The sequence below is a fragment of the Salmonella sp. SAL04196 genome (genome assembly GCF_046550835.1).
Lineage (GTDB): Bacteria > Pseudomonadota > Gammaproteobacteria > Enterobacterales > Enterobacteriaceae > Salmonella > Salmonella enterica.
The window spans coordinates 144,797-171,390 of record NZ_JBGDXE010000007.1 but is presented as its reverse complement, the minus strand read 5'-3'; the positions used below and the strand labels follow the sequence as shown (position 1 = coordinate 171,390).

20 protein-coding genes and 1 riboswitch are annotated in these 26,594 nt (G+C 54.4%); of the genes, 7 read left to right on the top strand and 13 right to left on the bottom strand.

Annotated features, from left to right (window positions below):
* Positions 1-308 precede the first annotated feature (308 nt).
* Both murI and btuB read right to left on the bottom strand, forming a co-directional pair.
* A complete protein-coding gene (gene murI / locus ACLJPE_RS20265; protein ID WP_000201804.1) occupies positions 309-1,160 on the bottom strand; it encodes a glutamate racemase in 852 nt (283 codons plus the stop codon).
* Positions 1,105-2,949 carry a TonB-dependent vitamin B12 receptor BtuB gene (btuB, locus tag ACLJPE_RS20260; protein WP_000591411.1) on the bottom strand — a complete coding sequence of 615 codons (1,845 nt, stop codon included), beginning with the start codon at positions 2,947-2,949 and terminating at the stop codon, positions 1,105-1,107. The genes murI and btuB overlap by 56 nt, the downstream gene beginning before the upstream one ends.
* Before the next feature lie 65 nt (positions 2,950-3,014).
* A riboswitch (cobalamin riboswitch) is annotated at positions 3,015-3,208 on the bottom strand.
* Positions 3,209-3,322: 114 nt separating this feature from the next.
* On the opposite strand from btuB, the gene trmA reads away from it, so the two are divergent.
* A complete protein-coding gene (gene trmA, locus ACLJPE_RS20255) occupies positions 3,323-4,423 on the top strand; it encodes a tRNA (uridine(54)-C5)-methyltransferase TrmA (RefSeq protein WP_000186966.1) in 1,101 nt (366 codons plus the stop codon).
* A gap of 46 nt (positions 4,424-4,469) precedes the next feature.
* Here trmA and ACLJPE_RS20250 read toward each other — a convergent pair whose 3' ends face one another.
* Together ACLJPE_RS20250 and fabR are read right to left on the bottom strand one after the other, a co-directional pair.
* A complete protein-coding gene (locus tag ACLJPE_RS20250; RefSeq protein ID WP_000813838.1) occupies positions 4,470-4,829 on the bottom strand; it encodes a YijD family membrane protein in 360 nt (119 codons plus the stop codon).
* 15 nt (positions 4,830-4,844) lie between these two features.
* Entirely contained in the window at positions 4,845-5,480 is a 636-nt protein-coding gene (fabR, locus tag ACLJPE_RS20245; protein ID WP_000971958.1) for an HTH-type transcriptional repressor FabR, read from the bottom strand.
* Positions 5,481-5,678: 198 nt separating this feature from the next.
* Here fabR and sthA point away from each other — a divergent pair, with 198 nt between their 5' ends.
* Positions 5,679-7,079, top strand: a complete 1,401-nt coding sequence (sthA, locus tag ACLJPE_RS20240) for a Si-specific NAD(P)(+) transhydrogenase (protein WP_001120789.1) — start codon at positions 5,679-5,681, stop codon at positions 7,077-7,079.
* Here the strand turns inward: sthA and oxyR are convergent.
* From oxyR to argC, 4 genes are all read right to left on the bottom strand, one after another.
* Positions 7,062-7,979 carry a DNA-binding transcriptional regulator OxyR gene (gene oxyR / locus ACLJPE_RS20235; protein WP_001025919.1) on the bottom strand — a complete coding sequence of 306 codons (918 nt, stop codon included), beginning with the start codon at positions 7,977-7,979 and terminating at the stop codon, positions 7,062-7,064. The genes sthA and oxyR overlap by 18 nt on opposite strands.
* Before the next feature lie 283 nt (positions 7,980-8,262).
* Positions 8,263-9,639 carry an argininosuccinate lyase gene (gene argH, locus ACLJPE_RS20230; RefSeq protein ID WP_052893975.1) on the bottom strand — a complete coding sequence of 459 codons (1,377 nt, stop codon included), beginning with the start codon at positions 9,637-9,639 and terminating at the stop codon, positions 8,263-8,265.
* 117 nt (positions 9,640-9,756) lie between these two features.
* A complete protein-coding gene (gene argB / locus ACLJPE_RS20225; protein ID WP_086776771.1) occupies positions 9,757-10,533 on the bottom strand; it encodes an acetylglutamate kinase in 777 nt (258 codons plus the stop codon).
* 7 nt (positions 10,534-10,540) lie between these two features.
* A complete protein-coding gene (gene argC / locus ACLJPE_RS20220) occupies positions 10,541-11,545 on the bottom strand; it encodes an N-acetyl-gamma-glutamyl-phosphate reductase (RefSeq protein ID WP_039514938.1) in 1,005 nt (334 codons plus the stop codon).
* 88 nt (positions 11,546-11,633) lie between these two features.
* Here argC and argE point away from each other — a divergent pair, with 88 nt between their 5' ends.
* The 4 genes from argE to ACLJPE_RS20200 all read left to right on the top strand — a co-directional run bounded on the left by argE (position 11,634) and on the right by ACLJPE_RS20200 (position 18,784).
* Positions 11,634-12,785 carry an acetylornithine deacetylase gene (gene argE, locus ACLJPE_RS20215; protein WP_000800208.1) on the top strand — a complete coding sequence of 384 codons (1,152 nt, stop codon included), beginning with the start codon at positions 11,634-11,636 and terminating at the stop codon, positions 12,783-12,785.
* A gap of 391 nt (positions 12,786-13,176) precedes the next feature.
* A complete protein-coding gene (ppc, locus tag ACLJPE_RS20210) occupies positions 13,177-15,828 on the top strand; it encodes a phosphoenolpyruvate carboxylase (RefSeq protein ID WP_001005549.1) in 2,652 nt (883 codons plus the stop codon).
* Between the two features lie 210 nt (positions 15,829-16,038).
* Positions 16,039-17,772: a phosphoethanolamine transferase CptA gene (locus ACLJPE_RS20205; RefSeq protein WP_001192092.1), complete on the top strand. Its 1,734-nt coding sequence runs from the start codon at positions 16,039-16,041 to the stop codon at positions 17,770-17,772.
* A gap of 160 nt (positions 17,773-17,932) precedes the next feature.
* Positions 17,933-18,784, top strand: coding sequence for a helix-turn-helix transcriptional regulator (locus ACLJPE_RS20200; protein WP_000274596.1), 852 nt, complete (start codon positions 17,933-17,935; stop codon positions 18,782-18,784).
* Here the strand turns inward: ACLJPE_RS20200 and ACLJPE_RS20195 are convergent.
* The 5 genes from ACLJPE_RS20195 to ACLJPE_RS20175 all read right to left on the bottom strand — a co-directional run bounded on the left by ACLJPE_RS20195 (position 18,771) and on the right by ACLJPE_RS20175 (position 23,780).
* Complete coding sequence (locus tag ACLJPE_RS20195; RefSeq protein WP_000290522.1) at positions 18,771-19,124, bottom strand: PTS fructose-like transporter subunit IIB; 354 nt, start codon at positions 19,122-19,124, stop codon at positions 18,771-18,773. The two genes, ACLJPE_RS20200 and ACLJPE_RS20195, sit on opposite strands and share 14 nt — an antisense overlap.
* A 1-nt stretch (position 19,125) precedes the next feature.
* The gene (locus ACLJPE_RS20190; protein WP_000171728.1) at positions 19,126-20,004 is read right to left on the bottom strand and encodes a [formate-C-acetyltransferase]-activating enzyme; all 879 of its coding nucleotides are present in this window, start codon (positions 20,002-20,004) and stop codon (positions 19,126-19,128) included.
* Positions 19,970-22,267 carry a formate C-acetyltransferase gene (locus ACLJPE_RS20185; protein ID WP_000149714.1) on the bottom strand — a complete coding sequence of 766 codons (2,298 nt, stop codon included), beginning with the start codon at positions 22,265-22,267 and terminating at the stop codon, positions 19,970-19,972. The genes ACLJPE_RS20190 and ACLJPE_RS20185 overlap by 35 nt, the downstream gene beginning before the upstream one ends.
* 98 nt (positions 22,268-22,365) lie before the next feature.
* Positions 22,366-22,686, bottom strand: coding sequence for a PTS fructose-like transporter subunit IIB (locus ACLJPE_RS20180; protein ID WP_000161258.1), 321 nt, complete (start codon positions 22,684-22,686; stop codon positions 22,366-22,368).
* A gap of 14 nt (positions 22,687-22,700) precedes the next feature.
* Complete coding sequence (locus tag ACLJPE_RS20175; RefSeq protein ID WP_000661597.1) at positions 22,701-23,780, bottom strand: PTS fructose transporter subunit EIIC; 1,080 nt, start codon at positions 23,778-23,780, stop codon at positions 22,701-22,703.
* A gap of 308 nt (positions 23,781-24,088) precedes the next feature.
* On the opposite strand from ACLJPE_RS20175, the gene ptsP reads away from it, so the two are divergent.
* The gene (gene ptsP, locus ACLJPE_RS20170) at positions 24,089-26,590 is read left to right on the top strand and encodes a phosphoenolpyruvate--protein phosphotransferase (protein ID WP_001128494.1); all 2,502 of its coding nucleotides are present in this window, start codon (positions 24,089-24,091) and stop codon (positions 26,588-26,590) included.
* Positions 26,591-26,594: the final 4 nt, after the last annotated feature.

Sequence of the window (26,594 nt, the reverse complement as noted above, 5' to 3'; positions counted from 1 at the left end):
TTTCGTCCGAGGACGTCAAGAATCCGTATCTTCGAGTGCCCACACAGATTGTCTGATAAATTGTTAAAGAGCAGTGCCGCTTCGCTTTTTCTCAGCGGCGCGGGGTGTGCATATTACGCTTTCCCGCTTCAGAGTCAAGCGTTTATTTTCGCTTTTCTCCGTGAGGTTCTGGTCTGAACCCCGCTTACCCGGCGGCCTGTGTGCCGTTGTTCCGTGTCAGTGGTGGCGCATTATAGGGAGTTATTTCTGCCTGACAAGAGGAAATTTAAAATAATTTCTCAAGTGCCTGGTATTTACCCAAAACGCCATTAAACCGCCAGTTTTTCGAGCGTTTCAAAGCCATAACGCTGTAAAACGGGTAATAATTGTTCAGCTCCTGGCGTCATTGCCATGCAATAAGCAATATTGGCATCGGTTGATTTCGCATCCGGCGCTTCATGTTCCAACAGCCAGGCTGTACGACGCGCTATCGCCGCGCCGGAATCCACTAACCGCGTCCCTTCGGGCAGGACTTGCAAAAGCTCGTCCCGTAATAGAGGGAAATGCGTACACCCCAGAACGACCGTATCAGGCGGCTCCGGCATTCGTAGCCATGGGCGTAATATGCGGCGCAGCTCTTCCAGCGATACCGAGTCGCCATGTAGTTTAGCTTCCGCCAGTTCCACCAGTTCTGCCGACCCCAACATCGCTATCTGACATTCATTAGCGAAGCGCGCAATCAGCTCGTGAGTATAAGGACGTTTGACCGTGGCTCTCGTCGCCAGTAGCCCGACGACGCCATTTGCGGTCAGCCGCGCCGCTGGTTTAATCGCAGGCACAACGCCCACCACCGGGAAGGCAAACTTTTCACGTAATGCGGGAAGTGAGACCGTACTGGCGGTATTGCAGGCAATCACCGCCAGTGAAAGGGGATAGCGCTGCTGTACCGCAGTCACAATCTCGACAACGCGCTCAACGATAAACGTTTCGCTCTTTTCCCCGTAGGGGAAAGCCACGTTATCAAAAGCATATATATAGTGGAGATCCGGCAGGAGCCGCCGAATCTCATCATAGACCGACAATCCACCGACGCCGGAATCAAATACCAGCACGGTGGGACGTGGTTCAGAAGGTGTAGCTGCCAGACAAGGTGTATTCTCGTCCTGCAGTTTGGTAGCCATAAACTGTCTCGTAATCTTTGTCGAACAGGTTGGCTATTTTACCACGAACTGTCAGATGTGAGGTGACCGGATATGCAACCGTAAGATCCCATAAACTGACGCCGCCCATTTTTACCGTCCGGTATGGGTAAGCGGAGTAATCCGAATCATAGCGGGAACCAAGGTATTGATATGTCACCCCCCAGTCAAAATCGTAAACGTCCCAGTCAAGTTGATATTTTGCCATCTGTTTGGAACGCCGGGGTAATGGCGTATCGGTAATCGCATTACGCGCATCAACGTAATCGTAACTGACCGTATGCGTTAACGGTCCGGTATCGAAATTCGCCGTCGCCTCAATACCTTTAATGCGCGCCTTACCTTCGTTGTAATATTTTTGCAGATGATCGTCATAATCGATCATGTCATTAATATCGTTACGATAACCTGAAATACGCCAGCTGACGCCAGCGGTTAGCCCTTCAAATGCGCCTTCCCACTGTTTACTCTTTTCAGGATTCAGGTTCGGATTACCGTAATAACCATACAGTTGGCCCAAATTAGGCGCTTTGTAGGAGGTTCCGTAGGAAGCAATAAAGCGATAACCTTCTATAAACTCCCATCCCGCGCTGGTTTGCCATGTACCGTGACGACCAAACTGGGAGTTGTCATCACTGCGCGCCGCCGCTTCCAGAGTGAAGTCACCCAACTGTTGTAATCCTGTCAGGTAAACCCCGGTATTACGCTGGTCATATCCCTCGGGCACATAGCCGGTACCTGGCGTGGTAGTCTGTTTCTGCCAGTCTACGCCCGCCCCAACATTACCGTGCCCCACGACCACACTGTTGGTCCATTGAACATTGTACTGTTTCATCTCATCCAGCGTGGCGGAGGTATCATACCGGCCATAGTGCGGATCATAGTTGTAATCTTTACTGTGGCTATAGCTTGAAACCAGCTGAGACTGAATACGTTCGCCATTAAAGCGCAGCCCGGCGTCCCAGCTTTGGCTATAAAGTTTGCGTGTATCAATCAGCGGCGAGCCCGGCGAGTAATAGGCGTCGTAATCGGTACGGTTATCGTAGCCATAACCACGCACGAATCCGCTCCAGCGATCAGAAAAGGTATGCTCTAACGCGCCATAAAGCGTTTTACTCAAAAAGCCGTCCCGGTCAGGCTGCGCCTGCATCCCGGTACCGCCTTTCGCTACCACGTCAAACCCTTTGGTGTATTCGTAATCGCCGATCAACGTCGCCCGCGTGTTTTCGCCAAGTTGCTGTTGCGTCGAGAGGTCGTAATTCTGGTAGCTATTGCTTCCCCATCCAGCGGTTAATTCTGTGCCTGGGTTATCGCGCGTCGTAATGATATTCACTACGCCGCCGATAGCATCGGAACCATAAATAGCGGAACGCGGACCACGAATATATTCAATGCGCTGTACCAGCGACACCGGGAACTGGCTGAGATCGGCGGACCCGCTCACGCCTGCTAAATTCAGACGCACGCCGTCAATCAATACCAGTACATGGCTGGAGTTGGTGCCGCGAATGAAAATGGAGGAGTTTTGTCCGGCGCCGCCGCTCTGCGCAATATCGACGCCAGGCAAACGGCGCAGAACATCATTTACGGAGGTCGATTGCCAGCGTTCAATATCCTGACGCGTCACGATGGTAACGGGCGCCAAAACCGCGCTGCGCGGCTGCTGAAAACGGTTGGCGGTGACAACCAGGGTATCCGGGCTAGTGTCCTGCGCCCAAGCGGAAAAGGCCGTGACGGAGAACGCCGTCAGCAGCGTAGCTTTTTTAATCATTGTAAAGCATCCACAATATAAGAAGGATGCCGCAGGCTTCATCGATAGTACGCGATGATGAAAAACCAGATGCGACGTTAGCCGGCAGGTCTTCGGGCTTGGAGGGTTATCCGTTGGCTGGATAGCAGAAATGATGACTTCCCGCCGGAGGCAGTGTCTGCTTACGCTCTCATCTCACCTTTCCTTACCGCTGCGCGTCAGCTCCAGATTTTCACTGGATTCCCTATTAACTCACAGGACCGGCCCACGGATGCTACCGTCTGTCACAACACCCTGTCCAGACCGCGCATCACAAATCAGAAATCATCAATAGCTGGACATCCACTGAGCAATCCCTACAATCCCCGCGTACTTTTATTATTCAGGATGCGATATGACCCCCGAACATCTTCCGACAGAACAGTATGAGGCGCAGCTGGCCGAAAAAGTGGCGCGCTTGCAGAGTATGATGGCGCCGTTTTCTGACCTGGTTCCGGAAGTATTTCGCTCGCCGGTCAGTCACTATCGTATGCGTGCGGAATTTCGCCTGTGGCATGACGGCGATGACCTGTACCACATTATGTTTGATCAGCAGACCAAAAGCCGCATTCGCGTTGACACCTTCCCGGCGGCCAGCCAACTGATTAATACCTTAATGAAGGCGATGATTGCCGGCGTGCGCGATAATCATGCACTGCGGCATAAGCTGTTCCAGATCGATTATCTCACGACCTTGAGCAACCAGGCGGTAGTGTCGTTGCTGTACCATAAGAAGCTGGACGAAGAGTGGCGTGAAGCCGCCACTGCGTTACGCGATGCTTTACGCGCGCAAGGTCTGAACGTACACCTGATTGGCCGGGCCACTAAAACTAAAATCGAATTGGATCAGGATTATATTGATGAGCGTCTGCCTGTGGCAGGTAAAGAGATGATCTACCGCCAGGTCGAAAACAGCTTTACGCAGCCAAACGCCGCCATGAATATTCAGATGTTAGAGTGGGCGCTGGAGGTGACGAAAGACTCAAAAGGCGATCTGCTTGAGTTGTATTGCGGCAACGGCAATTTTTCTTTAGCGCTGGCGCGCAATTTTGACCGCGTGCTGGCAACCGAAATCGCCAAACCGTCCGTCGCTGCCGCACAGTACAATATTGCCGCTAATCATATTGATAATGTACAAATTATTCGCATGGCGGCGGAAGAGTTTACCCAGGCGATGAATGGCGTTCGTGAGTTTAACCGCCTGCAGGGGATCGACCTGAAGCGCTATCAGTGCGAAACCATTTTTGTCGATCCGCCGCGCAGCGGTCTGGACAGCGAAACGGAAAAAATGGTGCAGGCTTATCCACGTATTCTGTACATTTCCTGCAATCCGGAAACGTTGTGTAAAAACCTGGAAACGTTAAGCCAGACGCACACGGTGTCTCGCCTGGCGCTATTCGATCAGTTCCCGTATACGCATCATATGGAATGCGGGGTATTACTTACCGCAAGGTAAAATGTACGTCGGATGGCCGGTTATACCGCCATCCGGCATTCGCACACTATTCCGCGGTGTCCTGCTTGCGGTTACGCAGTTTAAAGCCAATCCAGAATACCAGAATCACCGACAGCACCGCCGGGAAGAAATTAGAGCCAATATCCGGATATTCTGCACGCACGACGGTGCTATACAGTAAAACGCCAAGAATGAAACAAGCGGCGGCCAACCCCGGCAAACCTACCGGCATAGTACGATTTTGGTAGCGCTGATGCAGGCAATATACCGTCAGCACCAGCGAGATAACCGGGAATACGGAGAACGGCACAATAGCGCTAAACAGCGCCGCGAATGTGCCGTTAATCGATAAGCCAGCGATGAGCGCCAGCAACAGCGTACCTTTATCTTGACCTGACTGTTTCATTACTCGTCCTTCACGTTATTCGGAATGATGTGCTATTTTCTCTTGCTCACGGCGATACCAGTAATACGCCCCTTTCGCAATCATGCGCAGTTGCAATACCAGCCGCTCTTCTAATTGCCGACGCTGTTCAGCGCCGATGTCCAACGCCTCTGCGCCCGCGCTAAAAACAATAGTCACCATCGCTTCGGCCTGGGCTTCAGTAAACGCGCGCGGCATATGGTTTTCGAGTTCCAGATAGTCGGCAAGTTCCGCAATAAAATGCTGAATCTCCCGCGCGACGGCGGCACGAAACGCCGCTGAAGTGCCGGAACGCTCGCGCAACAACAGACGGAAGGCGTTGGGGTTGTTGCCGATAAACTCCATAAATGTGGAGACCGACGTGCGAATGACGCTGCCGCCTTTCGCGATGCGCTGTCGCGCCTGACGCATCAACTGACGCAGCATCAGACCACTTTCATCCACCATCGTCAGACCGAGTTCATCGACATCGCGAAAATGACGGTAAAACGACGTTGGCGCAATGCCCGCTTCACGCGCCACTTCACGCAAACTCAGGCTGGCGAAACTCCGCTCAGCGCTCAGTTGGCTGAATGCAGCTTCCACCAGCGAACGCCGGGTTTTTTCTTTTTGTTGCGCTCTAACACCCATCACAATGTCTGAATCCTTCCATATGCCTTATTCGGCACTATACCAGAGAATAAAAGTAACGGGTTCACACTGGATTGTGAATGATTGTTTACAGACAGTTTGTGCTCCGGCTTCGCAAAAAAGCACAACGATAATTGGGTTAAAGCTGGGCAAATGTTATCATCGTGTTTATTTTATGTATAAAAACAGGTGAGTAATACCATGCCACATTCCTGGGATTATGATGCAGTCGTCATAGGGTCAGGCCCCGGCGGTGAAGGCGCTGCAATGGGTCTGGTTAAGCAAGGAGCACGCGTCGCGGTGATTGAGCGTTATCATAACGTTGGCGGCGGATGTACCCACTGGGGCACCATTCCATCCAAAGCCCTTCGCCACGCCGTCAGCCGCATTATTGAATTTAATCAAAACCCGCTCTATAGCGACCACTCCCGTCTTCTTCGTTCTTCATTCGCCGATATCCTTAATCATGCCGATAACGTGATTAATCAACAAACGCGTATGCGTCAGGGGTTTTATGAGCGTAACCACTGTGAAATCTTGCAGGGCAACGCCCATTTTATTGACGAACATACCCTGGCGCTGGAATGCCATGACGGCACGGTTGAAACCCTGACGGCAGAAAAATTTGTTATTGCCTGTGGTTCGCGTCCTTACCATCCCAATGATGTGGATTTCTCGCATCCGCGCATTTATGACAGCGACTCAATCCTGAGTCTCCACCATGAACCGCGCCACGTTATTATTTACGGCGCCGGCGTTATCGGCTGCGAATATGCGTCCATCTTCCGCGGTATGGATGTGAAAGTGGATCTGATCAACACCCGCGATCGCCTGCTGGCCTTTCTCGATCAGGAGATGTCCGACTCTCTCTCTTACCATTTCTGGAATAGCGGCGTGGTTATTCGCCACAATGAAGAGTATGAGAAAATCGAAGGCTGCGATGATGGCGTCATCATGCACCTGAAATCCGGTAAAAAACTGAAGGCTGACTGCCTGCTCTATGCTAATGGCCGTACCGGTAACACCGATTCGCTGGCGCTGGAGAATATTGGTCTGGAAACAGACAGCCGTGGACAGCTCAAAGTCAACAGTATGTACCAGACCGCCCTGCCGCACGTCTATGCGGTGGGCGACGTGATTGGCTATCCCAGTCTGGCCTCCGCCGCCTACGATCAGGGGCGTATTGCAGCGCAGGCGCTGGTGAAAGGCGAAGCGACCGCACATCTTATCGAAGATATCCCCACCGGGATTTATACCATTCCGGAAATCAGTTCTGTCGGCAAAACCGAGCAGCAGTTAACGGCAATGAAAGTGCCTTACGAAGTGGGCCGCGCGCAGTTTAAGCATCTGGCGCGAGCGCAAATCGTCGGCATGAACGTCGGCACGCTAAAAATTCTCTTCCACCGCGAAACCAAAGAAATTCTGGGGATTCACTGCTTTGGCGAACGCGCCGCCGAAATTATTCATATCGGCCAGGCGATCATGGAGCAGAAAGGTGGTGGTAACACCATCGAATACTTCGTTAACACCACCTTTAACTACCCAACCATGGCGGAAGCTTATCGGGTTGCGGCGTTGAACGGCTTAAACCGCCTGTTTTAACGCCTTGTCGAAATGGCCATCCATTGCGCCACGGATGGCCTCTGCCAGTTGCTCATAACGGCTACGCAGCGGCGATCCCGGGCGATAAACCAGCCCCACGGTACGACGCGGCTCCGGCTTAATGCATGGCAGATAAACCACGCCGTCGCGCTTACGCTCCTGCGGTACGGCCAGCGCGGGGAGTAGTGTAATACCACTGCCCGCCGCCACCATGTTGCGCAGCGTTTCCAGACTGGTCGCCCGGAAATGGGTATCTTCATCCGCTCCCGCTTCAAAACAGAACCCCATCGCCTGATCGCGCAGACAGTGGCCATCTTCCAGCATCAGCAATTTCTCGCCCGCCAGATCGGACATCGGCACGCGATCGCGATTCGCCCACGGATGATCCTCATAAATAGCCAGCATCATGGGCTCATCAAACAGCGGCACTTCGATAAACGCCTCGCTCTCTTTCACCAGCGCCAGAATAGCGCAGTCAAGCTTGCCGCTATCGAGTTGCGCTAACAACTGATGCGTTTGCGCCTCATGCAGATACATTTCCAGCTTCGGGAAAGTCTGGTGCAACATTGGAATGATAAGCGGCAGCAAATAGGGACCAATTGTTGGGATTAAACCAATATGCAGCGGGCCGGACATCGTCTCGCCTTGTTGGCTTGCCATCTCCTTGAGCACCTTGACCTCACGCAGTACGGTACGCGCCTGATCCACCAGCAGTAGGCCCGCCTGGGTAAACAGCACCTTACGGCTCGTACGCTCCAGCAGCATAACGCCCAGCTCATCTTCCAGCTTACGTATTTGCCCACTAAGGGTTGGCTGGCTGACGTGACAGGAGTCCGCCGCTCGCCGGAAATGGCGATGTTCGGCTAACGCCACCAGATATTCAAGATCACGAATATTCATTATTCATCCTCCGTCGCCACGATAGTTCATGGCGATAGGTAGCATAGCAATGAACGATTATCCCTATCAACCTTTCTGATTAATAATACATCACAGAACGGAGCGGTTTCTCGTTTAACCCTTGAAGACACCGCCCGTTCAGAGGGTATCTCTCGAACCCGAAATAACTAAAGCCAACGTGAACTTTTGCGGACCTCTGGTCCGCTTTTTTTTGCGTAAAAAAGCCCGGCGTCGCTGATGCTCGGCCGGGCAGTATTGCCTGATGGCGCTACGCTTATAAGGCTTATAACGCGAGGCGCGCCATGGCATCGTCGATGGCCTGCGCCACCTGCTGCGGAGAAACGCCGCCTTTTGCCGCCCGTTTATCCAGACACGACTGCAAAGACAATATCGGATACACATCGTCGCCAATCACGCGGCTGAATTTCTGTAAATCGGCCAGCGGCAACGCTTCCAGCGGCTTACCCTGGCGAATAGCTTCTACCACCGCTTCGCCGACAATATGGTGCGCTTCGCGGAACGGCACGCCTTTCGCGACCAGGTAATCCGCCAGCTCCGTGGCGTTGGCATACCCCTGTTGCGCCGCGTCCTGACAACGTGAGCGTTTCACCTGAATACCGTCCAGCACCAACGCCGCCATATGCAGGCAGTCAAGCCAGGTATCGAGCGCATCGAACAGCCCTTCTTTGTCTTCCTGCATATCTTTGTTATACGCCAGCGGCAGACCTTTTAAGGTCATCATCATGCCGGTTAGTGCCCCTTGTACGCGACCGCACTTACCGCGAATCAGCTCCAGCGCGTCCGGGTTTTTCTTCTGCGGCATTAACGATGAACCGGAAGTCACGCGGTCAGAAAGCTCTACAAAACCCGCTTCACCAGAATTAAAGAAAATCAGATCTTCCGCGAAGCGTGACAGATGCACCATGCCGATAGCCGCATCAGAAAGCAGTTCCAGTACGTGGTCACGATCGGACACGCTGTCCAGGCTGTTGCGGGTCGCAGACGTAAAGCCCAGCCAGCCTGCCAATTGTTCACGGTCAATTTCATAGGCCGTTCCCGCCAACGCGCCACAGCCTAGAGGACTCACGTCCAGACGTTTAAGCGTGTCCTGCAGGCGGCTTTCATCGCGCGCCAGCATTTCGACATACGCGAGACACCAGTGGGCGAAAGTCACCGGCTGCGCGCGTTGCAGATGGGTATATCCCGGCATTACCGCGTCCTGGTTCGCCTGCGCGGTTTCCACCAGCGCGCTCTGTAGCTGGCGGTTAGCGGTAAGCAGTTCCCTCACCGTCTCTTTGCACCACAGTTTCAGGTCCGTCGCCACCTGATCGTTACGGCTGCGTCCGGTGTGCAGCTTTTTACCCAACTGACCCACTTTGTCGATGAGCTTACCTTCCACCCAGCTATGGATATCTTCCGCATCGCTTTGCAGGATTTGCTGCGGATTCGCGCGAACCTCTTCCAGCAGCACGTTCAGCGCTTCTTCCAACTGTCGTTGCTCATCGGCAGTCAGTACGCCTACCGTGACCAATGCTTTGGACCAGGCCACAGAACCGACAATATCCTGCTCCGCCAGACGGTAATCGAAGCGCAACGAATCATTGAATTGTTTAAACCGCTGGTCTGCCGCCTGTGTAAAACGCCCACCCCAAAGTGCCATAATAGACTTCCTTAAATTCTTCGAATTTCACTGCCGGATGGCGCTACGCTTATCCGGCCTATAATTTCTGTTCACGTAGGCCCGATAAGGCGCAGCCGCCATCGGGCAAACAAATAGTTAAGCCAGAATACGCGTGCCAATCGGCGTGCCGTTAAACAGCGCCGGCAGTTGCTCCGCATGACGCCAGGAAGCGATATCCACAGGGCGACCCAGCGCCCGCGCAGCATCGAGGGCCGCATTCACTTTCACAATCATCCCGTCGGTAATAATGCCCTGGTCGATAAGCTGCTCGGCTTTGGACGCCGTCATTTCGGCGATACGCTGGCCTTTGCCGTCCAGAATACCGCTCACGTCAGAAAGCAGGATCAGATCGGCCCCCAGCGTCGCCGCCAGCGCGGTTGCCGCCTGATCGGCGTTGACGTTCATCAGTTGGCCGTCGTCTGTTACGCCAATGGAGCTGACCACCGGCAGAAAGCCATTTTCCAGCAGCATGTTAATCAGCTTCGGCGACCCCGGCTGTGCCAGCCCGACGTGGCCTAAAGCTTCATCGAGTTGGGTCACTTTTACGCTGTCGCCATCGCCCAGAAACAGACCAACAGAGGCGATATGGTGTTTCTTCGCCCAGGCCAGCAGAGTTTTGTTAGCGGTTCCCGCCAGCGCGCCGGTAATGATGCCAATCTGATCGGCAGGCGTCACGCGCAGGCCGTCTTTCTTTTTCACTGGCAAATTAAGCCCTTTCATCAGCTCATCCACCACGCAACCGCCGCCGTGAACAATCACCAGCGGACGCTGATGGGACTCACGATAGTTGACCAGCGCGGTAAAAAGACGTTCCAGAGCCTCTTCGCTATCCAGTAATACGCCACCCAGCTTGATAATTAATGGATTCATCATTTCACCCTTAAATAAGAGACTGCGTTTCAGCGAAGCCAAAACGAATATTAGCGCACTGCACCGCCTGCGCCGCTGCGCCTTTCAACAAGTTGTCTTCGGTTGCCACCACAATCAGATGTTCGCCCTGGACGGCAAAACCAATATCGCAGAACGGCAGCCCGACGACGTTCTTTAACGCCGGAACGCCTTTGTCATACAGGCGCACCAGCGGTTTGTCGCCATAGGCTTTTTGCAACACGTCGGCGACCTGCGCATGGGTTACTCCCGCTTTCAGGCGGCAGGTAATGGTTTCCAGAATCCCGCGCGGGAAACTCCCCAGATGCGGGGTGAAGATGACCTCCGCGCCCAGATGGGCGGCGATTTCCGGCTGATGACGATGCGTAAACACGCCATACGGTTGCAAACTCACTTCACAGAAACTGTTCGATATTGCCGCCTTGCGCCCCGCGCCGCTCACCCCGCTGGTGGCATTAATTACCGGCCACTGCGTCAGATCCAAAAGACCGCCGTCAATCAGCGGTTTTAGCGACAACTGCGCTGCGGTTGGATAGCAACCAGGAACCGCAATCAGATTCGCCGTGTTCAGTTTATCGGCATTCCACTCCGCCAGACCGTACACCGCCTGCTCCAGCAGCTCAGGATACTGATGAGTAAATCCGTAGTACTTTTCATAGAAGGCGCGATCATTTACCCGAAACGCGCCGGAAAGATCGAATACGACGCATCCGGCCTGTAAAAATTGCGGCGCCAGATCGTGGCTCACTTCATGCGCTGTCGCCAGGAACACCACATCAACATCTGCACTAAAATCACGTACATCCGACATCGGTTGCAATGGCAGGTCGACAATCCCTTTTAACTGCGGATGTAAATCAGAAATTAACTTTCCTGCATCATTGCTTTGCGCTGAGACGGTCAAAGCGGTTATGGTCATATGTGGGTGGCGATTTACGTAGCTTACAAGCTCTGCGCCCGCATAACCGCTAGCGCCTACAATCAGCGTATTCAACATCGGGTTCCTTTATGCTCAACGTTAATGTATTTTTATTCATAATTAATGCATGAATATTGATACTATCATGACCTGAGGTGTGTCAACAATGAAAAACGTTTTACCGCCATTTATCGAGATTTACCGCGCTCTGATTGCCACACCGTCGATAAGCGCAACCGAAGAATCCCTGGATCAAAGTAATGCGTCTTTAATCACTTTGCTTGCAGGCTGGTTCAGCGATCTTGGTTTCAACGTAGAGGTTCAACCGGTTCCAGGAACGCGAAACAAATTCAATATGCTCGCCAGCACCGGACATGGCGCGGGCGGTTTGCTGCTGACCGGCCATACCGACACGGTTCCCTTTGATGACGGACGCTGGACGCGCGACCCGTTCACGCTGACCGAGCACGACAATAAGCTCTATGGTCTGGGCACTGCGGATATGAAAGGCTTCTTCGCTTTTATTCTGGACGCGCTACGTGACGTTGACGTCACAAAGTTGAAAAAGCCGCTCTACATTCTGGCGACCGCCGATGAAGAGACCAGCATGGCGGGGGCGCGTTATTTTTCCGAAACCACGGCATTACGTCCGGACTGCGCGATCATTGGCGAACCGACGTCGTTGCAACCGATACGCGCGCACAAAGGGCATATCTCTAATGTCGTTCGCGTCCTGGGGCAGTCCGGTCATTCCAGCGACCCGGCGCGTGGGGTTAACGCCATTGAACTGATGCACGATGCGATTGGCCATATCATGCAACTGCGTGACTCGCTGAAAGCGCGGTATCACTACGAGGCGTTTACCGTTCCGTATCCAACGCTGAATCTGGGCCATATCCACGGCGGCGATGCCTCAAACCGTATCTGCGCCTGCTGCGAATTGCATATGGATATTCGTCCACTGCCGGGCATGACGTTAAACGACCTTAATGGACTGCTTAACGACGCGCTGGCCCCGGTAAGCGAACGCTGGCCGGGCCGCCTGACGGTGGCGGAATTACATCCGCCGATTCCAGGTTACGAGTGTCCACCGGACCACCAACTGGTTGAAGTAGTAGAAAAACTGTTGGGAACAAAAACCGACGTGGTGAACTACTGTACTGAAGCGCCGTTTATGCAGACATTATGCCCAACGCTGGTGCTTGGTCCGGGCTCAATTAATCAGGCGCATCAGCCGGATGAATATCTCGAAACGCGTTTTATTAAGCCAACCCGGGAATTGATTACCCAGGTAGTACATCATTTTTGCTGGCATTAATGCATATTACCCGGTGACACGATGTTTACCGGGCCTCCCCCGTCTTGTAGGCCGGATAAGCGCAGCGCCATCCGGCATCTCTACGCCACATGTTCATAAGCATTTCTTATTTGGCACGATGCGAATTAACTTTAATAAATTACCGCCATTTTTTCGTTTGCTGAACCGATTTCGCAGTAATTGACGCCACGGGTTTTACGTGGCTTTATAAAGATGAGAAGTGATGTGAAAAAGCTTGGTCCGAAAGATTTCGCGTTGCGGCAAGACGGCAAACGAGCACATCCCAGGGAGCTTACATAAGTAAGTGACCTGGGTGGGAGAGCGCAGCCAACGCCGCCGCAGCGTGAAAGATGCAGGACAATTACAACAGAGATGGGGTGTCTGGGATCATATGAACGAACAATATTCCGCGTTGCGTAGTAATGTCAGTATGCTCGGCAAGGTGCTGGGAGAAACCATCAAGGATGCGCTGGGAGAACACATTCTTGATCGCGTAGAAACAATCCGTAAGCTATCCAAATCTTCACGCGCCGGCAATGAAGCTAATCGCCAGGAGCTGCTCACCACGCTACAAAATTTGTCTAATGACGAGCTACTGCCAGTTGCGCGCGCGTTTAGTCAGTTCCTGAACCTGGCCAATACTGCCGAGCAATACCACAGCATTTCGCCAAAAGGCGAAGCCGCCAGCAACCCGGAAGTGATTGCCCGCACTCTGCGCAAACTGAAAAACCAACCGGACCTCAACGACGCAACCATCAAAAAAGCGGTAGAGTCGCTGTCTTTGGAGTTGGTGCTAACCGCCCACCCGACAGAAATTACCCGCCGTACGCTTATTCACAAGATGGGTGAAATCAATAACTGTCTGAAACAGCTTGATAATACCGATATCGCCGACTACGAACGCCACCAGGTGATGCGTCGCCTGCGCCAGTTGATTGCCCAATCCTGGCATACGGATGAGATCCGCAAGCAGCGTCCAAGCCCGGTGGATGAAGCCAAATGGGGCTTCGCCGTGGTTGAGAACAGCCTGTGGCAGGGCGTACCTAACTATCTGCGTGAACTGAACGAACAGCTGGAAGAAAATCTCGGCTACAAATTGCCGGTGGATTTTGTGCCGGTACGTTTTACCTCCTGGATGGGCGGCGACCGTGACGGCAACCCGAACGTGACGGCGGATATCACCCGCCACGTACTCTTGTTAAGCCGCTGGAAAGCCACCGATCTGTTCCTGAAAGACATTCATGTTCTGGTATCAGAACTGTCGATGGTCGACGCCACGCCGGAGCTGCTGGCGTTAGTGGGCGAAGAAGGCGCGTCTGAACCGTATCGCTACCTGATGAAAAAATTGCGCGCCCGTCTGATGGCGACCCAGTCCTGGCTGGAAGCGCGTCTGAAAGGTGAGAAACTGCCCAAACCGGATGGCCTGCTGACGCAAAACGAGCAGCTCTGGGAACCTCTGTACGCCTGCTACCAGTCGTTACAGGCCTGCGGCATGGGCATTATCGCCAACGGCGAGTTACTCGACACGCTCCGCCGCGTGAAATGTTTCGGCGTACCGCTGGTGCGTATTGATATCCGTCAGGAGAGCACCCGCCATACCGAAGCGCTGGGCGAAATTACCCGCTACCTTGGTATTGGCGACTACGAAAGCTGGTCGGAAGCCGACAAGCAGGCCTTCCTGATCCGCGAGCTGAATTCCAAACGTCCGCTGCTGCCGCGTAACTGGGAGCCGAGCAACGATACCCGCGAAGTGCTTGAAACCTGCAAGGTTATTGCCGAAGCACCAAAAGGGTCAATCGCCGCCTACGTGATTTCAATGGCGAAAACGCCGTCTGATGTGCTGGCTGTGCATCTGCTGCTGAAAGAGGCAGGTATCGGCTTTGCCATGCCGGTCGCGCCGCTGTTTGAAACCCTCGACGACCTGAACAACGCCGACGACGTGATGACCCAGTTGTTGAATATCGACTGGTATCGCGGGCTGATTCAGGGTAAGCAGATGGTCATGATCGGCTACTCCGACTCGGCGAAAGACGCCGGCGTTATGGCCGCGTCATGGGCGCAGTATCAGGCGCAGGACGCCCTGATCAAAACTTGTGAAAAAGCCGGCATCGAGCTCACCCTCTTCCACGGCCGCGGCGGCTCTATTGGCCGTGGCGGCGCGCCAGCCCACGCGGCGCTGCTTTCGCAACCGCCAGGCAGTCTGAAAGGCGGTCTGCGCGTGACCGAGCAGGGCGAGATGATCCGCTTCAAATACGGCCTGCCGGAAGTCACCGTCAGCAGCCTCTCGCTTTACACCAGCGCAATTCTGGAAGCAAACCTGCTGCCGCCGCCGGAACCGAAAGACAGCTGGCGTCATATTATGGATGAGCTTTCCGTCATCTCCTGTGAAACCTACCGCGGCTACGTGCGCGAAAATAAAGACTTTGTACCGTACTTCCGCTCCGCGACGCCGGAGCAAGAGCTGGGCAAATTGCCGCTCGGCTCACGTCCGGCGAAACGTCGTCCAACTGGCGGCGTCGAATCGCTGCGCGCGATTCCGTGGATCTTCGCCTGGACGCAAAACCGCCTGATGCTGCCAGCCTGGCTGGGCGCGGGTACTGCGCTGCAAAAAGTGGTGGAAGACGGTAAACAAAGCGAACTGGAAGCCATGTGCCGCGACTGGCCGTTCTTCTCCACGCGTCTTGGGATGCTGGAAATGGTGTTCTCAAAAGCCGACCTGTGGCTGGCCGACTATTACGATCAGCGCCTGGTGGCGAAAACGCTTTGGCCGCTGGGCAAAGAGCTACGAGACCTGCTGGAAGAAGACATTAAAGTGGTGCTGGCGATTGCCAACGATTCGCACCTGATGGCCGACTTACCGTGGATTGCGGAGTCCATTCAGTTAAGAAACGTTTATACCGATCCATTAAACGTGTTGCAGGCCGAATTGCTGTATCGTTCCCGTCTGACTGAAGAGCAGGGCAAATCGCCCGATCCTCGCGTCGAACAGGCATTGATGGTCACGATTGCGGGCGTCGCCGCCGGTATGCGCAACACCGGCTAACGCCAAAAGAAAGCCGCCCTCACGCAGTTATGTGGGGGCGGCATGAAATACTGCTGTCATCCTGGTCATTTTTTCAATATATTCCTGTCTGCATTTTATGCATTTGTAAATCTTTCTTAGCAAAACGTGCGGCATAAAGCAGGTTTGCTTCAGATTCTTTTAAGGTTCAGGCGTTACGTTTGGCGCTACGATTAAAGACAGGCTCTCATTATGCAATCCACATTACTCCAGACTAAACCCGCGTTTAGCTGGAAAGCCCTGGGCTGGGCACTGCTCTACTTTTGGTTCTTTTCCACCCTCCTGCAGGCCATTATTTATCTCACCGGATACAGTGGGACAAACGGTCTGCGGGATTCGCTACTGTACAGCTCACTGTGGCTGATCCCGGTCTTTCTGTTTCCAGGCCGCATCCGGGTTATTGCTGCCGTTATTGGCGTCGTACTTTGGGCCGCCTCGCTGGCGGCGCTGAGCTATTACGTAATCTACGGGCAGGAGTTCTCGCAAAGCGTGCTGTTTGTGATGTTTGAAACCAACGCCAATGAAGCCAGCGAATATTTAAGCCAATATTTCAGTCTGAAAATTGTTCTTGTCGCGCTGGCTTATACGGTAGCGGCGATTCTGCTGTGGACACGTCTGCGCCCGGTTTATATTCCATCCCCCTGGCGCTATCTGGTGTCGTTTGCCCTGCTGTACGGGCTGATCCTCCATCCCATCGCGATGAATACCTTTATCAAGCATAAGTCGATGGAGAAAACGCTGGATAGCCTGGCGTCACGAATGGAGCCCGCCGCGCCGTGGCAATTTATTACTGGCTACTATCAGTACCGTTTACAGCTCGCTTCGCTGAATAAACTGCTGAATGAAAACGATGCCCTGCCGCCGCTGGCTAACTTCCAGGACCACTCCGGCGATGCGCCGCGCACGCTGGTACTGGTGATTGGCGAATCGACCCAGCGTGGCCGTATGAGTCTGTACGGTTATCCGCGCGAAACCACGCCGGAACTGGACGCACTGCATAAAACCGACCCCGGGCTGACCGTGTTTAATAATGTGGTAACTTCGCGACCGTACACCATTGAGATTCTGCAACAGGCGCTAACGTTCGCGGACGAAAAGAACCCGGACTGGTATCTGACGAAGCCATCGCTGATGAATATGATGAAACAGGCCGGGTATAAAACCTTCTGGATCACTAACCAGCAGACGATGACGGCGCGTAATACCATGCTGACCGTGTTCTCTAAGCAGACTGATAAGCAGTTCTATATGAACCAGCAGCGCACTCAAAGCGCACGCGAATATGACAGCAACGTGCTGGCGCCGTTTAAAGCGGTGTTAGCCGACCCGGCGCCGAAAAAATTCATTATTGTGCATCTGCTGGGAACGCACATTAAATACAAGTTCCGCTATCCAGAAAACCAGGGCAAGTTTGATGGTAAAACCGACCATGTTCCGCCGGGATTAAGCAGCGACGAACTGGAGTCGTATAACGATTACGACAACGCGAATCTGTATAACGACTATGTTGTCGCCAGCCTGATTAAGGACTATAAAGCGACCGATCCGAACGGTTTCCTGCTCTACTTCTCCGATCACGGTGAAGAAGTGTATGACACGCCGCCGCATAAAACGCAGGGACGAAACGAAGATTCGCCAACCCGTCATATGTATACGGTGCCGTTCCTGCTGTGGACCTCAGAGAAATGGCAGGCGGCGCATCCGCGCGACTTCTCACAGGATGTCGATCGTAAGTACAGCAGTTCCGAGCTTATCCATACCTGGTCGGACTTAGCGGGCCTGACCTATGATGGTTACGACCCGACACGTTCCATCACCAACCCGCAGTTCAAAGAGACCACGCGCTGGATTGGCAACCCGTATAAGAAAAACGCGCTGATTGATTATGATACGTTGCCGTATGGCGATCAGGTCGGTAATCAATAGCCTGTATGCTGCCCGATAACGCTAACGCTTATCGGGCCTGGCGTGCTTCTCTCCCGTAGTCCGGATAAGGCGCAAAGCGCCGCTATCCGGCAATAATCGCTTGAGGACATCGGTTTTCGACGTTACTGTTTCCTCTGTTTGCGATCGGCAGGGGATTATCATGTATCACGACGTCAGCCACCTTCTCTCCCGTCTCATCAACGGTCCGCTGCCGCTGCGCCAGATTTATTTTGCCAGCGCCAGCGGCCCAGCGCCGGAACTGGCGTACCAGGTGGATTTTCCGCGGCTGGAGATTGTGCTGGAGGGCGAGCTTACTGACATGAGCATTACCGCCCCGCTCATTCCTTGCGATGTTCTCTACGTTCCGGCTGGCGGCTGGAACATCCCGCAATGGCAAACGCCCGTCACCACCCTGAGCATTCTGTTTGGCAAACAGCAGTTAGGTTTCAGCGTGGTCCACTGGGACGGTCAGCAGCATCAAAACCTCACGAAACAGCACGTTGCGCGCCGCGGCCCGCGTATCGGCTCTTTCCTGTTACAAACGCTTAATGAGATGCAGATGCAGCCGCAAGAGCAGCAAACGGCCAGATTGATTGTCGCCAGCCTACTAAGCCATTGCCGCGATCTGCTCGGCAGCCAAATCCAGACCGCCTCCCGCAGCCGCGCGCTTTTTGAAGCCATTCGGGAGTATATTGATGAACGCTACGCCGCGCCGTTGACGCGCGAATCGGTAGCACAGGCGTTCTATATCTCGCCAAATTACCTCTCGCACCTGTTCCAGAAAACGGGGGCCATCGGCTTTAACGAATATCTGAACCATACGCGACTGGAACACGCCAAAACGTTGCTGAAGGGCTATGACCTGAAAGTGAAAGAGGTGGCGCACCGCTGCGGCTTTGTCGACAGTAACTATTTCTGCCGCCTGTTTCGCAAAAATACGGAACGCTCGCCGTCGGAGTATCGCCGCCAGTATCACAGCCAGCTAACGGAAAAGCAGATTACTCCAGGATAAGGTGGGTATGTTGCGGCGCGGAAAGGAGTTTACGCACAGCGCTCATTACCCGCTGTGGCTCCCGCAAAAAAGCGCTGATCCCCGACTGGACATAGCGACTCCGGGTAAATCGCTCCACGCCCGCCAGCTCGATATCGGTAATGAGCAACACGACATCGGCACGGCGGATATCCTCTTCCGTTAAGCGGTTCTCTGTACCGAGTGCCCCTTGGGTTTCAATCTTGATGCTCCACTTCTCCTGCTGGCAAAGTTTTTCCAGCCGTTCAGCAGCCATATAGGTATGCGCTACACCGCTCACGCAGGCGGTCACTGCCACCAGATGCCGTACAGGTACTGCCATATTAACCTCCTGTGGTGACCTGAAATCCTGCTTGCTCCACCATCTCCCGAAACAGAGCGATCTCTTGCACCGACGGCGCGGGAATATCTTTCATCATCCATGATTTTCCAAGCAGCCGGTATTTCGGCTCGCCGTACTGATGAAACGGTAGCAGGTGAACCTGCTTTATTCCTAATGATCTCAACAATGTTAACGCGCACTGCAGATTCTCTGCGTTAAGCGTAAAGCCAGGAATCAACGGCAAACGAGGGATCACCGTGATTCCCTCGCTAACCAGTAACCGTAAATTCTCCAGTACGCGCGGCAGATTCATGTTGATCACCTCGCGCGCCCGCTCCGCATCCATAATTTTCAGATCAAACAATACCTCATCACACGCCCTTGCCAACGGCAGTAGACGGCTGGCCGACGTATCGCCAGCCGTTTCAATAGCACAAGGAACGCCCCAACGCCGCAATCGCTGTAAGAAGCGCGTGGCGAACGGCGCCTGCATCAGCACTTCGCCGCCAGAAAGCGTCACCCCGCCGCCGGAAGTACGAAAGAAGATGTCGTCTTTCAGCACTTCGCGTTCCAGTTCATCCAGCGTAATATCACGCCCAATACGCTCAAACGCGCCGGAAGGACATTCGTCGGCATCCCGCAGACACGGCGTGCAACGCAGGCATTTATTTTCCCGGCGCACCGTTTCAATGCGCGGCGAGATAGATTCCGGATTAGCGCACCACGGACAGGTATGCGGACAGCCCTTAAAAAAGACCACCGTACGAATCCCCTGCCCGTCATTCAGCGAATAACGCTGGATATTGAAGATACGCGCGGTCTCTTCATCTCGCGCCCCCACAACCTCACAACTGATGCGCGGTGCGGCGAATAATGTCATCCTGAATCTCCTTCGACAGCTCGACAAAGAAGGCGCTGTAGCCCGCCACGCGCACCACCAGCCCAGCGAAATCCTGAGGCCGTAGCTGCGCTTCGCGCAATGTGTCGGCATTCACCACATTAAACTGGATGTGCTGCAGTTTGAGCTGGGTAAACGCGCGCAGGAAATCCGCCAGCTTGCGCAGTCCCGCCTCTCCTTCCAGAGTCGCAGGAGTAAACTTCACGTTCAGCAACGTACCGTTCGACAGCAGCGTGTTATCCAACTTACTTACTGATTTTAGTACCGCCGTCGGCCCTTGCATATCCTGTCCGAGCATCGGCGACAGGCCGCCATCCGCCAACTGTTCTCCGGCAAAACGCCCGTCCGGTGTCGCGCCGACCACCGCTCCCAGCGGCACATGCGCGGAAACCGTGTATGAACCCGGCGTAAACTGGCCGCCGCGCGGATTCTGGTATTTTTCCACCTCTTTGCAGTAATACCGCAGCAGTTCGGCGCTGATGTTATCGACATTATCAATGTCGTTGCCATATTTTTCGAAGCGGTTGATAAGCCTGGCGCGGATCTTTTCCCCTTCCGGCGTGGCGAAGTTGTTTTTCAGGATCGACAGCAGCGCATCAAAACTCAGGCGCTGCTGATCGAATACCAGCCCATTGAGCGCATGAAGGGAATCACTCAGGTTGGCGATACCGATGCCCTGTACGCCCGAAAAGTTATAGCGCGCGCCGCCGTCGGTGATGTCTCGCCCTTTCTCCAGGCAGTCGCTGATAAACGAAGAGAGCAGCGGCACCGGCGCCCAATCACGATGGCCGATATCGCAAATATTGCTGCCTTCTACCATTAGCGTAATGTAGTGACTGATTTTGGCGCGAATATGCGCCAGCAACGCCTCATAAGTAAGAGTGTCGTTGCCCTCATTTTCATACAAGCTGATTTCCATCACTTTCAGCAGATTAAACATGGCGATGTCATGCAGCCCGTAGGTTCTGCCCGGAATCGACAGCTCAACACATCCCACCACCGCATAATCGCGCGCATCCTCCAACGACACGCCACGGTTAAGGAACGCGGGAACCACCACTTCGTCATTGAAAATCTGTGGAATGCCGGTACCGAGGCGAATGGTCTCGGCGGTCTTGAGCAGGAACGGCGTATCAATCAGCGCGTTAGTGCGCACGCCGAGATTCGGCTGCGGCAACTGCACGCTCTGGTAGGCATCCAGGCAGAGAAAAGAGAGCACGTTTACCGCGCTGCGTCCGCTTTCCGTCAATCCGCCCAGCAGCGCGGTGTACCCCGTCGGGAAACCGGCAAAATAGCGCGCGCTACTGGTGGAACGCAGCAGCACGATATCGTTGCATTTCACCCACAGCGACTCGAGCAACTCTTTCAGGAACGCCGGATCGTCGCCCTGAGTGAGCGAAGTCTGATAAAACGGCAGCATGTACTGGTCGAAGCGCCCGAGCGACAGCGAACTGGCGTTGGACTCGTACTGCAAAATAATGTTCATGTACCAGAACAGCTGACATGCTTGCCAGAACGTCTGTGGTTTGTGCTGCGCGTTATGCCGCGAATTGGCGGCAATGGTGAGCAGTTCCTGACGACGTCGAGCGTCCGGGCAGCGCTCCGCCTGCTGTTCCGCCAGTACGGCATAACGCAGGATGTGGCGTTGCGATGCCTCAAGTAACAACAGAGCGGCCTGATAAAAGTCGTTTTCCGGCTGTTGCTCGCAGCGCGCGCGCATCTGCGCCGCCAGTTCACCCAGCCCGTTATTGAGCAAGCGTGGATAATCAATAATGATATGCCCCTGCCCTTTATCCGTCTGGTTAATGCTAAAAATCTGGGTGCTGACGGCGGCTTTCACCTCATCGGTCATCTGCCCGTTAATAAAATCTTTCATCGACCGTTTTTCCCAGTACGGGAATAGAACCTCACGATAGAGGCGCTTATCCTCTTCGCTGATATCAAAACGGTCCTGCGGACGCGTCGGGAACCGATCCAGCTCGTTAAGCAGCCAATACGGGTCCATTTCCGGCGACATAATACCTGCGCGCGGCTTAACGGTTCGGTTTCCGGCAATCAGCTCCTCGTCACGAATCGAAATTTCAACATGTTCAAGGATATACGCCGTCGCTTTGGCGCGGCGCAAAATGACCGGTTCGCCCTCCGTCTGCTGATGGCTGGCGGTATAAAGCAGCGCGCGCTCCAGAGAAATTTCACGGTGATTCTGAAACAGAGCGGCTTTGAGGCGTTGAATACGATGGGTCATGAGGAGCTCCTGTGGACACGAGCGCCGGATGGCGGCATAAATCTCTTATCGGGCCTGTGAGCAGGCCCGATAAACTTGCGCCATCGGGCATTTTAACGTTACGCGGTTTGCGAAAGATGGGCGTCAATCTTGTTCATAATGGCGTCGGCGCGTTTTACCGCGTCGCTGATATTGACGCGAACGATAGTTTTACCCGCAAACCGCTCTTCGAACTTGATGCCGATATCTTTAGTCAAAATCACCATATCGGCGCTCGCCACATCCTCTGCCGTCAGTTCATTTTCCAGCCCAATCGAGCCCTGAGTCTCCACTTTCACATCCCAACCTTTCGCTTTGGCTGCGCTTTCCAGCGCTTCGGCCGCCATATAGGTATGCGCAACACCAGAAGGACACGCGGTTACTGCAATAATTTTAGTCATGGCTTATTCCTCGCTTAATTCATCTCAAAATCTAAATCCAGGTCGTCTTCTTTTTCGTCAACTTGCGACACATTCTTACGCGTCAGGCTTTTCAGCACGTTAACGCAGACTGCCGTTACCACCGCGCCCACGGCGACTGCCGCGACATAACCCAGCTTGCCTTCCACGACTGGCAGAACAATTAAACCGCCCCAACCGGCATAACACTGCGCGCCAAACAGCGCGGCCATTACCGCACCGCAAGCGGAGCCCACCATAATGGATGGGATCACGCGCAGCGGATCGGCAGCGGCGAAAGGAATCGCCCCTTCCGTTACGCCCACGCAGCCCATGACCAGCGCGGCTTTACCGGCTTCGCGCTCTTCAACAGAAAAATTCTTGCGGCCAATCAGCGTCGCCAGCCCCAGTCCCAGCGGCGGTACGCAGATGCTCACCGCGGCGATAGCCACCACGGTATATACGCCCTGCGCCACGCAAATCAGCATGAACGCATAAGCGACTTTGTTAACCGGGCCGCCCATATCAAAAGCCAGCATCAGCCCCATGATCACCGCCAGCAGCACGATGCTGCCCTGCTGCATCCCTTGCAGCCATTGGGTCAGGCTGCTTGTCAGCGCGCCGATCGGTTCGCCCAGCCCCCACATCATGATGCCCGCGGTGATAAAAGTGCCAACGATGGGAATCACAAAAATAGGCATCACAGAACGCAGCACCTTATGCACCGGGATTTTCTTCAAGTAATGCACCACGATCCCGCCGATAAGTCCGGCGATAAGTGCCCCGAAAAAACCCGCGCCGAAGCTGTTACCCACCCAGGCGCCAATCGCGCAAGGAGCCAGCGCGGAGCGTTCGGCAATGGAGTAGCCGATGTATGCGGCGAGGAAAGGCACCATCAGCGTCAGCCCGGCGACACCGATATCAAACAGTTTTTTAAGATTCGGATCGGTGGCGGCATCGGGTACGGCGCCCTTGCCATATAGCATGACGGAGACTGCCAGCAAAATTCCGCCAGCCACCACAAAGGGGATCATATGCGAAACACCGGTCATCAGGTGCTGGCGGGTATTTTTCAGGATCTGTACCAACTCTTTCATAAGTCGCTCCCGGGCTGGATAAAGCCCATGTCCATAAAGTTACTGCGGAAAACAATAGGCAATCCATTGCCGCGCAGACAGTGGATAAAAAGGCCATTTACTGGATTTTTGTAATATCAGCATAAAAATGCGATCCGCTTCATAACTTCTGAAAAAGGTAAAACCCGCGCTACCACGCTAAGTTGTGAGACAACTCGCACTTTTTGCGCTACATTACATTTATCCAGCTTTTGACAGATTTGTCACATGGCGTATTCCGGCTACCTCCTTTTATGCTGTAGCGAGAGAATCGTTATGGGAGAGAGGCAATGCCCCTGATTGTGGAATTTACCTGTGAACTGCCGAATGGCGTACATGCGCGCCCGGCAAGCCACGTAGAAACGCTGTGTAATACCTTCACGTCGCAAATTGAGTGGCACAACCTGCGCACCGATCGCAAAGGCAGCGCCAAAAGCGCGCTGGCGCTGATTGGCACCGACACGCTGGCTGGCGACCACTGTCAGCTGGTGATTTCCGGTGCCGATGAACAGGTTGCCTGCCAGCGTCTGAGTCAATGGCTGCGCGATGAATTCCCACTCTGCGACGCGCCGCTGGCGGAGATTAAAAACAGCGAACTGGAGCCGCTTCCGGCGTCGTTGACCCAGCTGAATCCGCAGATTTACCGCGCCCGTAGCGTGTGTAGCGGCAGCGCGGGCGGCGTACTGACGCCACTCTCTTCCCTGGATCTCAATGCGCTCGGCGAACTCCCGACCGCTAACGACACAGAGACGGAACAAGCCGCGCTGGACAATGGCTTAGCGATGTTGATAAAGCATATTGAGTTTCGTCAGCTCGACAGTGACGGTGCCGCCAGCGCGATTCTGGAAGCCCATCGTTCGCTGGCAGGCGACGCCTCACTGCGTCAGCATTTACTGGACGGCGTTCTGCGCGGTTTAAGCTGCGCGCAGGCAATCGTGGAAAGCGCGAACCATTTCTGCAATGAGTTCGCTCGCGCCAGCAGCAGCTATTTACAGGAACGCGCGCTGGATGTTCGTGACGTTTGCTTCCAGTTACTGCAACACATTTACGGTGAGCAGCGCTTTCCGGCGCCGGGCCAGTTGACGCGGCCATCTATCTGTATGGCGGAAGAGTTGACGCCAAGCCAGTTCCTCGAACTGGATAAAACCTTTCTCAAAGGTCTGCTGTTAAAAAGCGGCGGCACCACTTCGCACACAGTGATTCTCGCCCGCTCATTCAACATTCCCACCCTGGTTGGCGTGGAGATTAAGGCCTTAACACCGTGGCGTCAGCAGACGGTTTATATTGACGGCAACGCAGGCGCGATTGTCGTTGCGCCTGACGAGCCTGTCACTCGTTACTATCAGCAGGAAGCCCGCGTGCAAGACGCCCTGCGCGAACAGCAGCGCATCTGGCTGACCCAGGAAGCGCGCACCGCTGACGGCATCCGCATGGAGGTCGCCGCCAACATCGCGCACTCCGTCGAGGCGCAAGCGGCCTTTAGTAACGGCGCGGAAGCGGTTGGCCTGTTCCGCACAGAAATGCTGTATATGGACCGCGCCTGCGCGCCGGACGAAAACGAGCTGTACAATATTTTTTGCCAGGCGCTGGAGTCCGCAAAGGGACGCAGCATTATTGTGCGCACAATGGATATAGGCGGCGATAAGCCCGTTGATTATCTGAATATTCCTGCCGAAGCCAACCCATTCCTCGGCTATCGCGCCGTCCGTATTTATGAAGAGTACGCTTCTCTGTTTACCACCCAGCTACGCTCGATCCTCCGCGCGTCCGCCCACGGCAACCTGAAAATCATGATCCCGATGATCTCCTCTATGGAAGAGATTCTGTGGGTCAAAGAGAAGCTGGCGGAAGCCAAACAGCAGCTGCGTAATGAACACATCCCGTTCGATGAGAAGATCCCACTCGGCATTATGCTGGAAGTGCCGTCGGTGATGTTCATCATCGATCAATGCTGTGAAGAGATTGATTTCTTTAGTATTGGTAGTAACGATCTAACACAATACCTGCTGGCGGTAGACCGTGATAACGCCAAAGTCACTCGTCACTACAACAGCCTGAATCCCGCCTTCCTGCGCGCGTTGGATTTCGCGGTGCAGGCGGTACATCGTCAGGGCAAATGGATTGGTCTGTGCGGCGAACTGGGGGCCAAAGGTTCGGTTCTGCCATTGCTGGTAGGTCTGGGGCTGGACGAGATCAGCATGGGCGCGCCGTCGATTCCCGCCGCCAAAGCGCGGATGGCACAACTCGACAGCCGAGCCTGCCGCCAGTTGCTGAATCAGGCGATGGCCTGCCGCACCTCGCTGGAGGTGGAGCATCTGCTGGCGCAGTTCCGCATGTCGCAGCAGGATGCCCCGCTGGTTACCGCCCAATGCATAACGCTTGATAGCGACTGGCGCAGCAAAGAGGAGGTGATTAAAGGCATGACCGACAATCTGCTGCTGGCGGGCCGCTGCCGCTACCCGCGCAAACTGGAAGCCGATCTATGGGCGCGCGAGGCGGTATTCTCCACCGGGCTGGGCTTTAGCTTTGCCATTCCGCACAGCAAATCGGAACATATCGAACAGTCCACCATCAGCGTGGCGCGCCTGAACGCGCCGGTACGCTGGGGAGATGACGAGGCGCAGTTCATCATTATGCTGACGCTTAACAAACACGCCGCGGGCGACCAGCATATGCGTATTTTCTCGCGCCTGGCCCGCCGCATCATGCACGAAGAATTCCGCAACACGCTGGTTAACGCCGCTTCCGCCGACGCTATCGCCAGCCTGCTGCAACATGAACTTGAACTGTAAAGGA